The organism is Bacteroides acidifaciens (assembly GCF_903181435.1).
GTDB lineage: Bacteria > Bacteroidota > Bacteroidia > Bacteroidales > Bacteroidaceae > Bacteroides.
Map to the genome: position 1 here is coordinate 256,687 of NZ_CAEUHO010000004.1, position 16,198 is coordinate 272,884.

The 16,198-nt window shown below is 45.9% G+C and carries 11 protein-coding genes and 1 pseudogene; 8 read left to right on the top strand and 4 right to left on the bottom strand.

Annotated elements, in window-relative coordinates; translation table 11 throughout:
• Positions 1 to 59 precede the first annotated feature (59 nt).
• From CLIN57ABFB40_RS13105 to CLIN57ABFB40_RS13140, 8 genes are all read left to right on the top strand, one after another.
• Positions 60 to 3,332 (top strand): SusC/RagA family TonB-linked outer membrane protein, encoded by a 3,273-nt coding sequence (locus tag CLIN57ABFB40_RS13105; RefSeq protein ID WP_175630520.1) that lies wholly within the window; start codon positions 60 to 62, stop codon positions 3,330 to 3,332.
• A gap of 31 nt (positions 3,333 to 3,363) precedes the next feature.
• Positions 3,364 to 5,175, top strand: a complete 1,812-nt coding sequence (locus CLIN57ABFB40_RS13110; RefSeq protein ID WP_175630521.1) for a RagB/SusD family nutrient uptake outer membrane protein — start codon at positions 3,364 to 3,366, stop codon at positions 5,173 to 5,175.
• A gap of 20 nt (positions 5,176 to 5,195) precedes the next feature.
• Entirely contained in the window at positions 5,196 to 7,010 is a 1,815-nt protein-coding gene (locus CLIN57ABFB40_RS13115; RefSeq protein ID WP_175630522.1) for a heparinase II/III family protein, read from the top strand.
• A gap of 24 nt (positions 7,011 to 7,034) precedes the next feature.
• On the top strand, positions 7,035 to 8,966 hold the full coding sequence (locus CLIN57ABFB40_RS13120) for a heparinase II/III family protein (protein WP_175630523.1): 1,932 nt from the start codon (positions 7,035 to 7,037) through the stop codon (positions 8,964 to 8,966).
• Between the two features lie 14 nt (positions 8,967 to 8,980).
• A complete protein-coding gene (locus tag CLIN57ABFB40_RS13125; RefSeq protein ID WP_175630524.1) occupies positions 8,981 to 10,159 on the top strand; it encodes a glycoside hydrolase family 88 protein in 1,179 nt (392 codons plus the stop codon).
• A 15-nt stretch (positions 10,160 to 10,174) separates the two neighbouring features.
• Positions 10,175 to 10,648: a hypothetical protein gene (locus CLIN57ABFB40_RS13130; RefSeq protein ID WP_175630525.1), complete on the top strand. Its 474-nt coding sequence runs from the start codon at positions 10,175 to 10,177 to the stop codon at positions 10,646 to 10,648.
• Positions 10,649 to 10,683: 35 nt separating this feature from the next.
• A complete protein-coding gene (locus CLIN57ABFB40_RS13135; protein WP_175630526.1) occupies positions 10,684 to 12,705 on the top strand; it encodes a hypothetical protein in 2,022 nt (673 codons plus the stop codon).
• 137 nt (positions 12,706 to 12,842) lie between these two features.
• The gene (locus tag CLIN57ABFB40_RS13140; RefSeq protein WP_175630527.1) at positions 12,843 to 13,748 is read left to right on the top strand and encodes an IS982 family transposase; all 906 of its coding nucleotides are present in this window, start codon (positions 12,843 to 12,845) and stop codon (positions 13,746 to 13,748) included.
• 223 nt (positions 13,749 to 13,971) lie between these two features.
• On the opposite strand, the gene CLIN57ABFB40_RS13145 is transcribed toward CLIN57ABFB40_RS13140, so the two are convergent.
• The 4 genes and pseudogenes from CLIN57ABFB40_RS13145 to CLIN57ABFB40_RS13160 all read right to left on the bottom strand — a co-directional run bounded on the left by CLIN57ABFB40_RS13145 (position 13,972) and on the right by CLIN57ABFB40_RS13160 (position 16,157).
• A complete protein-coding gene (locus CLIN57ABFB40_RS13145) occupies positions 13,972 to 14,478 on the bottom strand; it encodes a hypothetical protein (RefSeq protein ID WP_175630528.1) in 507 nt (168 codons plus the stop codon).
• Between the two features lie 179 nt (positions 14,479 to 14,657).
• Entirely contained in the window at positions 14,658 to 14,918 is a 261-nt protein-coding gene (locus CLIN57ABFB40_RS13150; protein ID WP_175630529.1) for a hypothetical protein, read from the bottom strand.
• Between the two features lie 55 nt (positions 14,919 to 14,973).
• Positions 14,974 to 15,495, bottom strand: a pseudogene (locus CLIN57ABFB40_RS13155) (methyltransferase domain-containing protein); the annotation flags it as partial.
• Positions 15,496 to 15,929: 434 nt separating this feature from the next.
• The gene (locus CLIN57ABFB40_RS13160) at positions 15,930 to 16,157 is read right to left on the bottom strand and encodes a hypothetical protein (RefSeq protein WP_175630530.1); all 228 of its coding nucleotides are present in this window, start codon (positions 16,155 to 16,157) and stop codon (positions 15,930 to 15,932) included.
• Between the last annotated feature and the right edge of the window lie 41 nt (positions 16,158 to 16,198).

Sequence of the window (16,198 nt, forward strand, 5' to 3'; positions counted from 1 at the left end):
TCCCATTTCTTTGCAGGGTGAGTATTTAACAACCTAATTGTTTCATTAAATCTAATAAAATGAAAAAGAAGCATTATCTATTATTTTTATTGGCTTTGCTCTTTTTACTGACAGATGTGGTGTGGGCACAAACATCTGTTACGGTAAGTGGAGTAGTGATCGATGAGAATGGAGAAACCCTTCCGGGTGTTTCCGTCGTCGAAGTAGGTACAACAAACGGTGTCCTGACAGACCTGAACGGACACTACACCTTAAAAACAACTTCTGCCAAACCTTCCGTTTCTTTCAGTTACATTGGTTATCAGACCACCACGCTTCCCCTGAACGGGCGTACGAAACTTGATGTACAGATGAAAGTGGAGACGAAAGTGCTGGATGAAGTAGTGGTAGTGGGCTACGGTGTACAGAAGAAAGTGAACCTGACCGGCTCCGTGACTTCCATCAACTTTGCCGACCAGACGGAAGGACGACCCATCATGAGTGTTTCTTCCGCCCTTTCGGGACTCGCCGCCGGTATGAACGTCACACAAGCTTCGGGACAACCCGGCTCGGACGGTGCCACCATCCGCGTCCGCGGTAACGGTACGTTCAATACCAACTCCCCATTGGTCCTGGTGGACGGTATCGAATGGAGCATGGACAATGTGAACCCCAACGACATCGAAAGCATCTCCGTACTGAAAGACGCTGCCTCCACAGCTATTTACGGTACGCGCGCCGCCAACGGAGTCATCCTTATCACCACCAAAAACGGGAAAGGCAAACCGCAAATCTCCTATTCTTATTCGGGAGTCGTGCAGATGCCCTACAACAACCTCTCTTTCGTAAGCGACTATGCCCGTTATATGGGACTGGTGAACGAAGCTTGCGACAATGTGAATACCAAAGGCATCTTCTCGCAGGAAAGCATCGACCGCTGGAGGGCTGCTTCTGCCGATCCGAACGGGCTGAACGAGTACGGAGTACCCAATTACGTGGCTTATCCCAACACCGATTGGTTCGACGAAGTATTCGACACCGGATATTCGCAAGAGCACAACCTGTCTGTCTCCGGCAGTTCGGAGAAAGTGAAATACATGCTTTCTTTGGGCTATCTTGACAATCAGGGAGTCATGAACCGCTGGAACCTCGACTCAAGTACGCAGAAAATCAATTTCCGTACCAACCTGGAAGCCAAGATAGTGAAATGGATGACCGTCGGCACCCGTCTCTACGGGCAAAAGCAAGATTACGGGATGGCTAATATCAGCAACGGATTCAAGTATCTCTATCAGACCACTCCGGGTGTATACCCCGGCGAACCTAACTACTGGGGACGTGCCGCACTGGCCAGCGAAGAATCTTCCAATGCCAATAATATCTTCGGTCAGATGGCAGGAGCCACCGGTTTCAATACCGTCTGGCGTCTCAACGCATCAGTCTACGGAATTATCACTCCCTATAAAGGGCTCAACATTGAAGGTACATTCAACTATTCACCGACATTCACCGACAAGTCTTCTTATAGCCGCCAGAATGGTTATTGGGACTACGTCACCGACCAGCGTGTCAGCGAAAGCGCGTTGGAGAACGCTTCCATCACCAATACGAGCGCACGCACCTGGCGTCAGAGTGCCGAAATACTGGTACGCTACAATACAACCATCAAGAAAGACCACGACCTGGGCGCACTGCTCGGATATTCCGCACAGGAATATTACAGCAAGAGCTTTGCTGTTTCTCGTAAAGGCGCTACGGACTGGACGCTGAACGAATTAAGCACTTACGAGACGCTCGTCAGATCTTCCAGCTCGGCACCCGCCAAATGGGGATTGCTCTCTTATTTCGGCCGTGTCAACTACGGATATAAAGGGCGTTATCTCTTCGAAGCCAACCTTCGTGCCGATGCCTCCTCCCGTTTCGGTGTGAACCAGCGTTGGGGATATTTCCCCTCGTTCTCCGGTGGATGGCGTATCTCGGAAGAATCGTTCATGCAGGGAGCATCGGACTATCTCTCTAACCTGAAACTTCGTGTTTCCTGGGGAAAGACAGGTAACAACTCTACGGGCAACTACGACTGGCAGGCAAACTACGCCACAGGCAATGTCGTAATCGACGGTGAAGGAACCAAAGGACTGGTACGCAAGAAACTAAGCAATGACAAGCTGCACTGGGAAAGTACCGCTACCACCGACATCGGACTTGATTTCGGCTTTTTCAACAACCGTTTGACGGGTGAGATAGACTATTATAATAAGTATACTTCGGACATTCTCTACCATCCCGAACTCTATCTTTCGATGGGTGTCGTAGGCTCTGCTCCCGAGAATCTGGGTGAAGTGCGCAACCGTGGTGTTGAATTTACCCTCAACTGGAACGACCGCATCGGAAAAGATTTCGAATACCGGGTGGGTATGAATTTCTCTTTCAACGCCAACAAAGTAATGAAGTTCAAAGGCGAACTCCAGAAATACTGGACGTATGATGCGCAGGGAAACAAAGTGAGCTATGTCAATAACTTCAGTGATGTCTCCGAATCCGGTTTCGGAGGTTACATCTGCGAAGGCCGCCAACTTGGGGAAACCTATATGTATAAGGTGTACAGAGGTTCCGGCGAAGGCTATACCGGAGGTGCGGTGGATATCCACGCGGGGCCGAAGGACGGAATGATACGTACAAAAGAAGATATGGTATGGGTGCAGGCTATGATTGACTCCGGTTATTCGTTCGGAGGAATGAAGACAGTTGCCAAAGACCAGCTTTGGTATGGTGACATACTCTATGCCGACAGCAACGGTGATATGAACTACGGCGATACCAACGACCGGGATTTCTCCGGACACACCAGTGTCCCGAAATTCAACCTGGGTTTCAACTGTGCTTTCTCTTACAAGAATATTGATTTCTCCATGTTATGGTCGGGAGCTTTCGGGCATTACCTCAACTGGAATACGGATTACTACAACTCGACACTGGTCAGCCACGGATATGGCATTATCGAGCATATCGCCGATAACCATTACTTCTTCGATCCTTCCAACCCGGACGATCCGCGCACCAACCAGTGGGGCAAATATCCCCGCCTGACATACGGTACTACCTATAATAACAGAATCCAGAGCGACTGGAACGAATATAAGGGCGACTACTTCAAGTTGAAGAATATCCAGATTGGCTATACGTTGCCGCAACGGATTTCCAGCAAGTTCTTTGTTAATAAGCTCCGTGCTTTTGTGTCGATGGACAATATCCTGACGATCACCAGTTATCCGGGACTCGATCCGGAAATAGGAACTGCCATCGGTTATCCGTTGATGCGTCAGATCTCTTTTGGCGGACAGATTACCTTTTAATGATGTAGAACTAAAAAAAACAGAATCTGATATGAAAAAGATATTAATGATTTTAACGATGGCGCTGGCGGCTACCTCCTGCATGGATATTCTCGATGTGGCTCCGGAAGACCAGATTGCAAGTGAAAACATGTGGACCACGGAGGAGCTTGCCGACAAGGGAATGGCAGGACTCTACTTCCCGTTCTATGCCACCCAACTCTCCTCTACCCAGCTTCGCCGTGCCGACGGACTGAACCGTCAGGGAATCGAAGCTATGAGCTTTGCAACCGATTATTATTCCAACAACTATCCGGTGGAACTGCTTTCGCTGGCCACCAAGCCTGCCAATGACTTTCAGGTGTGGTATGAATGGAAGTTCTGTTACACCATTATCCATGCGTGTAACGATGCGATTGCCAATCTGCATAAAGCGGATATGAGTGCTAATAAACTGGCGCGTTACCAATGCGAAGCCCGTTTCCTCCGTGCTTGGGCGTACAATCGTCTGAATATGCTTTATCAGGGTGTTCCCGTTTATCTGGAACCTATCAATAACGAAGACTGTACCCGTGGCCAATCTTCGGTGGATGAGGTATGGCAAGTGATTCTGGATGATTTGACGTATTGCATCAACAATCCCGACTTCCCCAATAACACGCTGAATGAAAACTACGGCCGTCCTTCTAAAGGTGCCGCTTATGCCCTACGTGGTATGGTATATATGTGGAAGAAGCAATACAAGGAAGCAGGCAACGATTTCAAAGAAGTGGAAACGTGTGGTTATGGCTTGTGGACAGGCGAATATGCCGATTTCTTCAAATATGAAAACGAAAAGGATAAAGAAATGATCTTCTCGCTCCAGTTCAGCGAAGAAACCGGTTATTGTGATAACATTCAGCAAATGACCGGTGCCCGCGATACGTATGATGGCTGGACGGAAATAAAACCTTCCGCAGACTTTGTGGACTACTATAAGAACGCAGACGGATCGGACTTCAAATGGTCGGAAGTAGACGGCTTACAAGACTGGGACTTGCTGACTCCGAAACAGCGTGAAATCTTCTTCTGCCGTGACGGACTGGAATCCATGTCCTCACAAAAGAATGCGCTTATCAAACGGGTAGGCGAAGATATCTATCAGAAATATTACCTGAACAGCGGTAATGAAGCCCGCATCAAAAAGGCGTATGACAGTCGTGACCCGCGTCTGCAACAGACCGTCGTCACTCCTTATGTGCCAGTGGACTGCTACAAACCTAATTACGCAGGAGATGCCAACCAGATCGGTAAACAACTCCGTTGGCCGTTGAAGGAGCAGGGCACGAATGGTGGAGACTTCTGGCTCGATAAACGTACTTCTGCTTTCTACTGCTATCGCAAGTACAATGAGTTTGAGAAAGACCGTTTGATTAGCCGGAGCCGTTGCCATACCGACTGGCCGTTGATTCGCTATACCGATGTACTGTTGCAGTATGCCGAAGCATTGGCGCAGACCGATCAGACGGGAGAAGCCATCCGCCTGGTGAATAAAGTACGTACCCGTGCCCACATGCCTGCGTTGACAGAGGGCGGAAGCGGCCCGTGCGCAGTGAACGGAAAGGAAGACATGCTCGAAAGGATACGTTATGAACGTCGCGTGGAATTCTGTCTGGAAGGAATCAACTTCTTCGATGAAGTACGTTGGGGAACCTACAAAGAAACCAAATTCCAGGGAAAAGATGTGAATGGCGGCAAGTCCTGGTGGGGCGAACTGGTAGAGTATAACTGGTATTACACCAATTACATGTGGCCATGGACTGCTCCTATCTCTGAAACGCAAAAGAACCCGAACCTGACTAAACGAAGCGGTTGGGCGTATTAATCATAAAGATTTGAATAAGGATGAAGAAAATACTTTTACTATTACTCATTTTTGTATCCGGTTGCGCGGGTGCAGTTGCGCAACAGTTTGATTATGGCAAGATAGCGCCTCATCCCCGGTTGTTATTGCCGGCGGGAGGAGAAGAAGCCATCAGGAAAGCTATTGCGGAGTATCCCCCGTTGGCCACTGTTCACCAGCGTATCATGGAACATTGTGACCGGACACTTACGGAACCACCTGTGGAACGTATCAAAGAGGGGAAACGCCTGCTGGCGATTTCGCGCATCGCGCTGAAGCGTATCTACTACCTGTCTTACGCTTACCGTATGACGGGAGAACGGAAATACGCTCTCCGTGCAGAACAGGAGATGCTGGCCGTCAGTCGTTTCACCGACTGGAACCCCACTCATTTCCTGGATGTGGGTGAGATGGTAATGGCATTGGCTATCGGTTATGACTGGCTGTATGACTCTTTGCAGCCCGACACCCGCCGGGTGGTGCGCGAAGCAATCATCGCGAAAGGGTTCGACGCGGCAAAGAACACCCGTCATGCCTGGTTCTATACAGCTAAGAACAACTGGAATTCCGTATGTAATAGTGGATTGGCGTATGGCGCGCTGGCTCTTTTTGAAGAGATTCCGGAAGTATCGAAAGGCATCATAGAGAAATGCATGGAGACAAATCCGAAAGCGATGGTAGGTTATGGTCCCGACGGAGGTTATCCCGAAGGATTCGGATATTGGGGGTACGGGACAAGTTTTCAGGTAATGCTCATTGCTGCGCTCGAAAGTGCTTTCGGCACAGACAATGGGCTCTCCCAAGCCCCCGGCTTCATGGAGTCTGCCCGTTTCATGCAGTATATGACGGCTCCGGGCGGAGACTGTTTCTGTTTCTCGGATTCTCCGGTAGAGGCGGAGTGCAACATGATGATGTTCTGGTTTGCAGGCAAAGCGAAAGACCTTTCCCTGTTGTGGATTGAACGTCAGTATCTCGACCGGCTGGATATGCCGTTTGCCGAAGACCGTTTACTGCCCAGCCTGATGGTGTTCTGTTCGCAACTCGATTTGAAGCATATCGGCAAGCCGAAGAAAAACTTCTGGTTCAGTCGCGGAGATACGCCTGTGTTTATCTACCGTGGCGGATGGGACAGCAAGAAAGATACCTATCTGGGAGTGAAAGGCGGTTCGCCTTCTACCTCTCATGCACACATGGATGCCGGTTCGTTTATCTTCGAGAGAGACGGGGTGCGTTGGGCGATGGACTTGGGTATGCAGAGTTACATCACGCTTGAAAGTAAGGGAGTAGACCTGTGGAATATGTCGCAGAACGGACAACGCTGGGAAGTATTCCGACTAAGCAATATCGCTCACAACACCCTGACGATTAACGGCGAACGCCATTTGGTAAAGAGTAATGCTCCGATCACCCGTACTTTCGAGTCGAAGAAACAGAAAGGGGCGGAAGTAGACCTGTCGAGTGTGTTTGCCAACAGCGTAAAGAAAGCCGTCCGCACCGTGATATTGGATAAGAAAGACCATCTGGAAGTAACCGACCGGTTGCAGACGGGGGACAAGGAAGCTACCGTATCCTGGATAATGGTCACTCCGGCGGAAGCCAAAATTACAGGCAAGAACCGGATGGAATTAACCAAAGACGGACAACGGATGCTATTGACGGTAGATGCCGATACGGAAGTAGAAATGAAAACCTGGTCGAACGTGCCCCCGCATGAATATGATTTCCGCAATCCGGGAACCATCCGCGTTGGCTTTGAGACGGTGATTCCTGCCAATCGTGCCTCGCAACTGAAAGTACGACTTATTCCTTTGAAGTAGTAATACAAATAAATTCATTGAACCATGAAAACGATTCTTTTTAAAACAATCATCATAGCTTTCTTTGTAGGAACAGCCGTTAGTTGTTCCGATGAAGATGAGAACAGATTCCGTCCGGGATCTACCCATGAGAAACCGAATCCCACGGAGCCGGAGGGCGGATTGGATTATTCCAAACTGACCGCGGACAATCATCCCCGCCTGTTGATGAACGCCGAGGCCTTCACTGCGTTGAAAGCCAAAGTGGATGCTAATTCGAGTGCCAATCTGACCTTGCTCCATAATACCATTATGGGGGTATGCAACAGCAAAGGGATGAACGCCACGGCACTGACTTATAAATTGGATGCCAGCAACAAACGTATCCTCGATGTATCCCGCGACGCGTTGCTGCGTATTTTCACCTGTGCTTATGCCTACCGGATGACCGGCGATGCCAAATACCTGACTAAAGCGGAGACGGATATGAACGCTGTCTGCAACTTTCCCGACTGGAACTCGAAACGCCACTTTCTCGATGTGGGCGAAATGGCTACGGCTGTTGCATTCGGCTACGACTGGCTCTACAACGAACTAAGCGCAGCCACCCGTACAAAAGCGGCCAACGCACTGTTGAAGTTTGCCTTCCAACAGGCACAGAACAAGAACTGGAACCTCAACTTCTACGAAGCCACCAACAACTGGAACCAGGTTTGTAATGGTGGACTGGTCTGTGCGGCACTGGCTTCTTATGAAAACAATCCTTCCGAAGCAAAGGACATGATTGAAAAAGCATTGGAATCCAACAAACCTGCATTGGAAGTGATGTATTCTCCCGACGGCAACTATCCGGAGGGCAGCGGTTACTGGTGTTACGGCACGCTCTATCAGGTATTGATGCTTGCCGCCCTTAACAGTACGCTCGGCACGGATAACGGGCTTTCTGATACACCGGGATTCTCCAAGACGGCAGAGTATATGCTGTATATGACAGGCTTGAACAGTAAGTTCTTTAATTATTCCGACTGTGCTCCCTCCTCTACTGCGGCATTGGCTTCGTGGTGGTTTGCCGATAAATACAGTAATCCGTCCTTATTATATAATGAGCTTAAAATGCTGAAGAACGGTGAATATGCTTCCTGTGCCGAAAACCGCCTGTTGCCGATGATTATGGCGTTTGCCAATAATCTGAATCTGGACGCGATCTCCGCTCCTTCCAATAAACTATGGAGTGGAAAAGGGGAAACGCCCGTGGTGATGGTACATACCGACTGGACGTACACCGATACGGATAAATACCTCGGAATCAAAGGCGGCAAGGCAGGTTCGAGCCACGGACACATGGATGCCGGTTCGTTTGTGTACGACGCGTATGGAGTGCGCTGGTCAATGGATTTCGGTCTGCAAAGTTATACAACGCTCGAGTCGAAATTGGTAGCTTTGGGTGGTAATCTTTGGGATATGGGACAGAACTCGATGCGTTGGGATGTATTCCGCCTGAATAACTTGAATCATAGCACGATTTCAATCAACGACGCCCGTCACCGGGTAAATGGGGCGGCTACACTGACTACTACCATCAATACCGCTACGGAGCTGGGAGCCACTTTCGATCTGACTGAAGTAGTGTCCGATCAGGCGGCGTCCGCTACCCGTACCGTGAAAATCGTGAATGATAAAGATTTAGTAGTCATGGATGAGATAAAGGCGAGAACGGATAAATCCGCTAAAGTGCGCTGGTGTATGGTGACGCCTGCCGTTCCGACGGTGGAAAGTAACCGCATCGTACTAACGAACGGAAGCAAAGTGATGTATCTCACAGCCAGCGGAAGCGTGAAGCCTACCTACAAGCAATGGAGTACTACCAGCGAGAACTCTTACGACCAGGCTAATCCGGGCACCTATATGGTCGGCTTTGAAGCAACGGTCACCGCCAATCAGACCGCCACATTTACCACAACCCTGTCCCCTAAATAAAAAGAATGGAACGTATGAGAATCCTATTAATATCTATACTCGGACTTTTGACATTGGCCTCCTGCACGAAGCAGGAGCCGATGGAGGCATTGATTGACCGTGTATTTGCCGTTGCGGAGCAACAATACACGACTATGGACACCCGCTTGACAGAAAAGACACTTCCCCGCACGCTCTCTGCCGACGGTGAGTTTGTTCCCTCGAATATCTATTGGTGGTGCAGCGGCTTCTATCCCGGTTCCCTCTGGTATATCTACGAATATACCCGGAAGGACGCAGTGAAAACACTGGCCGAGAAGAACACGCTGAAACTCGACTCTATACAATACGTGACCAAGGACCACGATGTCGGTTTCCAGTTGAATTGCAGTTACGGGAATGCTTTCCGGCTGACAGGTAATGAGGCTTATAAACAAGTGCTCTATCAGGGCGCCAAGTCCTTGTCAACCCGCTTCAATCCTGCTGCCGGTGTGATTCGTAGCTGGGACTTTGTGCGCAAAGGCTGCGACTGGAAGTTCCCGGTGATTATTGACAATATGATGAACCTTGAACTGCTGTTGTCCATGTCGAAAGCCTATGCCGACGACTCTTTGCAGAACATTGCCTGTACGCATGCCAATACCACTATCCAGCATCACTTCCGGGATGATTATTCCACGTATCATCTGGTGGATTATGACCCTGAAACGGGTGCAGTGCGCGGCAAGCAAACAGTGCAGGGCTTTTCGGATGATTCCTCTTGGAGTCGCGGACAGGCATGGGCCTTGTATAGCTATACGATGATGTTCCGCTTGACGGGGTATCAGAATTATCTGTTGCAAGCCGGGCATATCGCCGATATGCTGCTCCGCCGTTTGCCTGCCGACGGTATTCCTTACTGGGATTTCGACGCTCCGGTAGAAGCACAGACCTATCGGGATGCTTCCGCTGCGGCTATCATGGCCTCCGCCTTTATCGAGCTAAGCCGTTATATCCCCGGCACGGACGCCAAGGAATCTTATCTTGCCATGGCAGAAAAGCAACTCCGTACGCTTGCCTCGAAAGAGTATCTGGCAGAACCGGGTACGAACGAATGTTTCATCCTGAAGCACAGCGTGGGTGCACTTCCTGATAAAAGCGAAGTGGATGTCCCCCTGACGTATGCCGATTATTATTTTTTAGAAGCATTGCTGCGGTATAAGAATCTACAATAATAAAACTAATACAATATGATTATGAAGAACTTACATATAAATATGGCATTTATCTTCGTTCTACTGCTGATAACTGCCTCCTGTTCGGACAAGGATGATTCGGCTTCGCGTGTCATTCCCACCATGAACCTGACAGTTTCGGAGATTGCGGACAATACGGCTCTGATTACTTCCGAGCAGCAAACAGGTACTACGTTCGGAGCGAAAGTCATTGAATTCTATCCGGTGGCGGACATCGGCTTTGACTATAACATTGAAGTGAAGCTGGTAAAATTCGTAGAAGAGAACGGAGTGCCTGTATCTCTGCCCTATACGCGCAAAATCACCGAAGGATTGCGTCCGGGAGTGAATTACATCAGTGCGATTATCGCCTATAACGCCGAAGGGCGTGCCGTGTGTTCCGCTTTCCAGACCTGGAAGGCATCGGGAACGGAAGGAATGTGGAGTGATGACAACTCTGCCGGTGAGCTGGAAGAGAATGAGTGGTAACAAGAAATAGTGTAACTTCAAAAGAATACATGAATATGAAAAATATATTATTGACAGTCTGCGTAGTAGCTCTGGTAATGACGAGCTGTACGCAAGAGGATATCTTTTCGTCTGACGGGAATAAAGAACTGCTCGAAAAGTCGCAATTCACGTTGATAGGGCTTACTTCTGCCCGGACACGTACTTCTATTGGTGATAAGACGGGAGATATTTATCCGGTACTTTGGAGTGATGGGGATGCTCTCGGACTTTTCTCCCGCACCGAAGGGGCGGATATAGATAATGTGGAGGCTTTATTGAGCGATGAATCTGTCGGACAGAACTCCGGTATTTTTACAGCGGAAGGTGTAAATCCGGCGAAAGAGGGAGAAACGAAAATTCTTGTCTATTATCCTTATAAGGCAAGTACGAAACTGGCAGACGAGGGTAATAAGCTTACTGCTTCTCTCGCCACTGAACAGGAGCAGAGCAAGCCTGGGGATAGTCACCATATCGGTAAATATGGTTTTGCCTATGCAACAACGACAGTGGGCAGTACGAGTAAATCTGCACAGTTTTCTCTGAGGCATCCGATGGCGTATGTGAAATTCAGCATTTCTTCGCAGGAGCTTTCTACTTATAAACTGAAAAGTGTATCTTTATATGATAAGGATACCCGGACACCTCTTTCCGGTACGTTTACTGCCAATCTGGATACGGACGAACTGACTTTCGATTCGGAAAATAAACCGTATGCGACTGTTTCTTTAGCCGTTCCCGAACTACTTGCCACTACTCAGGAGCTCTATCTGACCACGTATCCGGCAGAATTAAAAGATAAGCAGGTCTATATCGTTGTTACTTTGGAAGGTGATAATCAGACGACAGTTACCATTCCTATCTTGAAAGAAGGGAAATCGTTACAGGCAAATGCTGTCAATGTCATTGCCATTAATGACTTGAAACTTTCGGATAACTCATGTGAATGGTATGAACCTGTGGAGACGCGTTTGCTAGCCGGTGGATGGGCATATGGTGAATCAAACTGTATAATGACTACTATTTCTTCTTCCGGCGTGAACAATACGATTAGTGTAAAGGCACGTGGTAACTTTATGGAAGTGGAAGAGCCAAAATATGCCGGAACTATTTTCAATTGTGATTTGAACAACGGTCATAAGATGGTAGGTGTTAACGGCTCTACAACGGATATTTCTCCGATAAGCAGTGAGTATAGTATTACAGTCAATTCTTATAAGGTTTCGAATGGCTATAATGGTGGTTGCGGTCAGGTAGCGATTTACGGAGAAGACCGTTCGACCGTTCTATGGAGCTTTATCGTATGGATGACGCCTGTTCCGGCAGAACATGTTTACGGGAATACCGGTTATATTGTTCAAGACCGTAATTTGGGCACATATACGATAGAAGATAACTGGAAGACGAATGGAGTTTATTTCCAATGGGGACGTCCTACTCCGTTCGGTTGGGGGGCAAATGGGTATTACTCAATGCCCACCGAGGCTACGGATGTCCGTTTCTCCATAGAACATCCCCGTGAGTTGCTTTATACTGCGACAGTGGATAATACGAAGTCCGACTGGTATTTGGGAGCGTGGACAGGTGCGCGTACTGACCGTAAGGATGATTTTTGGGGAAATCCGAACGAATCGAATACTTTTAATAATCCGTCTGACGGTCATAAGTCTATCTATGACCCTTGTCCGAAAGGTTACCGTGTGGTATCTCCGGGAGTATTGGCAGAGGTGGAAAAGAGTGGTGAGTATGTGAAACAAGCGAGTATCGGAGTGATAAGATACTGTTATGACGGTACGAACTATGCTTATTGGCCGTTAGCTGGTGCTCGCTGGGGGTCTAATCCGTCAGACCGTACTACTAATAATTCTACAACTGCCGCTTGTTATTGGTCGAACTCACCTGCTACTAATTACGGAAATGATAAAGACCAGGGTGGCAGTGCGATATATTATAAATCGGCTGATAAGACATGGACTCATTCCGCGGGGCGTTCCCATGCTTTTTCCGTACGTTGTATGAAAGATACGGAGAACCGTTAAGCTTTTCTGCCGGAACGGAATTATAAATAGAATCAGTTCGATAGAAGTGCTAAAATTATCCGTTTGAATATTAGGAACATAGTGATAAAAGTATTAAATTTATAGTGCTCAATTATAACATTTAAACGATTACCACTATGTTCTCAGAGGCTAAAGTTACAGAGATTTATTGTATGGCAGACGATTTTTTCAAGGAATTTGCTATCCAACAAGAAACATATATGATTAAGGATACATCCCATAAGCATCGTAACAAACCTAACCGTATGAGTGCTGCGGAAATTATGGTCATTCTCATCCTGTTTCATTCCGGCGGTTTTCGATGTTTCAAACACTATTATCAGGAATATGTCTGCAAGCATCTGCCCCATCTGTTTCCCAAACGTGTGTCTTATAATCGGTTTGTTGAATTGGAGAAGGAAGTGTTGCTCCCACTGACAATCTTCATCAAACAGGTACTTTTAGGAACCTGCATGGGTATCAGTTTTGTGGATTCCACTCCCTTGCGTGTGTGTCGTAACCAACGCATATTCGTTCATAAGACATTTAAAGGTCTCGCCGAGAGAGGGAAATGCTTGATGGGATGGTTCTTTGGGTTTAAATTACATTTGATAATCAATGATAAAGGTGAGATTCTCAATTTTATGTTCACACTGGGAAATGTAGATGACCGGGAACCTTTGAAGCAGGGACGGTTCTTAGATAATATAAAAGGAAAACTGTGTGCCAACAAAGGGTATATCGGACAGGCATTGTTTGAAACTCTGTTTCTTGATGGTATACAATTGATAACCAAAGTAAAGAATAAAATGAAGAACTCTCTGATGAACATTGCGGATAAAATCCTGTTAAGGAAACGTGCCTTGATTGAAACGGTTAATGATGAACTGAAGAATATCGCACAGATAGAGCACTCAAGACACCGCTCTTTCAACAACTTCATTGCGAATGCCCTCTCGGCAATTGCAGCATATTGCTTTTTTGAGAAGAAGCCGGTCATTGATATCGAATTCATCAAAGACAGGCAACTTGCATTGTTTTGAATTATATCGAACTGACGTTATTTAAATCTTTTGTCTGATTACCATTGGTAGCATATTAGAGAATATAAAATACCCTAATACAAATGGACTATTTTCTCAGTCAACTTATATCAGGGTAAGACAGTTTGCCTTAAAAATAAAAAACTACTCTAATATATCAGCCAAAAGCTTTATATTAGAGTAGTCATTTATATTCAAAAAAATCCAGTTCTAAGGAGGATAATTATTCAAAACCAGGATAATAGAAGTTGTATTTGCCTGTCTTTATTCGATGAACTATACTATATGGATTTATGACCATTCCAATCTCTGCTTCTCGATTCTTACCTCGCAATTTTCCTACATCTTTAAAGTCATCGTCTCCGATATGCCACACATACCATTTATGAGAGACCTCAAGAAAAGGATCGCCTTCTTTGCGATCTGCTTCATCTGTGTCTCTAAAAATAATATGTTTAATATCTCCTACTTCCGGAATACTCCCGACCTTTTCCCACAGGGAAAGTTTCACTCCCGATTTTGTCACACAATGGGCGTAGAACTCAACCTCACCATTAACTATTTCAGCCAATGGAGGTTGTTCTTCGATTCCATATACCTTCTTGAACGCTCTGATTACATCACTATTCAACTGTGTCAAATCAAAAGCTATCAATTGAAAGTATTTCTTCTCGTTTTCTGAAACCTTCACAGAAAACACATCACCGATTTTTGTGCGTACTCTTTTCATTTTATACCATATTGTTCCCAATATTTGGGAGATATTGAATTTATTTTATTATACAACTGACCGCCATTCTTTTCTAATCAAACTTAGAGAAGAATCAAAACAAAAAGCCCTGATATAGGATAAGGGTTAGCTATAGCCTACATCAGGACATAAATACGAAAATCACGTGTAAGGCAAAATTAAAACAGAATCATTTCTTTTAAAATTTGCGCTGTATTTTCCGTATCACAACACTCTTTTAATCTTTTATTTACATCTTCTATAAAAGAAACTGAAACTTTCTTGTTTTTTATAAGAAACAAATCTTGCATGAATCCATCAATCAAAGACCAATGTTTATAATCCATGAATTCTTTCTCTGTCAATGTTGCTACATGAGCTAACGCATCCCCATTACCATGATATTTCTTGTAAATTTCAAGATGTTCTTTCGTAATCATAATTTTATGGTATTACATGATAAATAATATCAACTCCTTTTTTCTGCAAAATTGGATACTCTATCTTTCCCCAAACACTATTCACATTTATTCCTCCTGCATTCTGAGCAAACTCCTTCAAAGCCGATTCGGGCTTCACTTCCAGTTCGAAATGCTCTTTCGCAAATTCGCGTACCTGAGGACTTTTCTCCACCGCTTCTACTTTCCAGCCACGACGCATCATTGTATTAGCGAAATAACCGATTCCCGTACCTATATCGAGCAAGCGCCCCGTCTTACGATGCGACTCTCTGGCTACCAGACGCGCTTTGCGACCCAGCATATAGGAACGTACATAATGGTAAATGCTGTTCATCGCGCCCTTGCGCGTATCCGTGTGGGAAATGTAGTCGGGAGTCTCATAATACTTGCCTATCTCTGCTTCCACGGGGACTCCTTGTGTGAATGTAAATCCACAGTCCTCACACGAATACAGTTCAAACTGCTCGCCCGAAGCATAAAAATCCGTGCAAGTCATGACGCGTTTCAAGTGCGTACTGCCACACACCGGACAAGCATTTATACTGAGTTTCTCCATTAACTATCTAAGCAAAATTAAGTGCTGCCTCGAATGACAAGACAACACTATACCCAAATTTGGTGTAAAGAAACAAATAAAAAAGTGATGGATTGGGGTTTTGTTAAGGACTTTTAATAGAAGAATTGTCTCTGATACAAGATAAGAGTAATTTTGACACTGTTCATATCGGAACAAGATATTTTTTTGAAGAAAGATTATATATAATTCGTCCCACTAATGCCACCTGTATATCTTGTATCCGCTTGACCTTTCGGCTATTATGTACGTTGTTCGGCACTTTGTTCCCTTGGTATCATAATAGAGAAAATATAAAATACCCTGATATAAATTGGCTTTTTTAGTCAATTTATATCAGGGCAATACAGATTCAAGACATTACCTTAATACAAGAAAGACTCTGGCATAAGTTGAAATCTTATGCCAGAGAAAAGTTACTTTAACAAGGAATGTACCCATTCATGAGGAATACCAATATAATGATCATAGCCAACAATATGATTGTTCAAGGCAATAGATAATATAACAATTATTGCTGTAGCCACACCTATAATTGCTAAAATTATTGTGTATGGCGTATTTTTATATTCAACAATCTCCTTTTTCCTTTTTCTTTCTATATGAGTATTCTTAGTTGTCCACTTCTTTCTTCTCTTTTTCATAAATATATTAATGTTGAATCAATTCAGGCAGGATTCTTCTT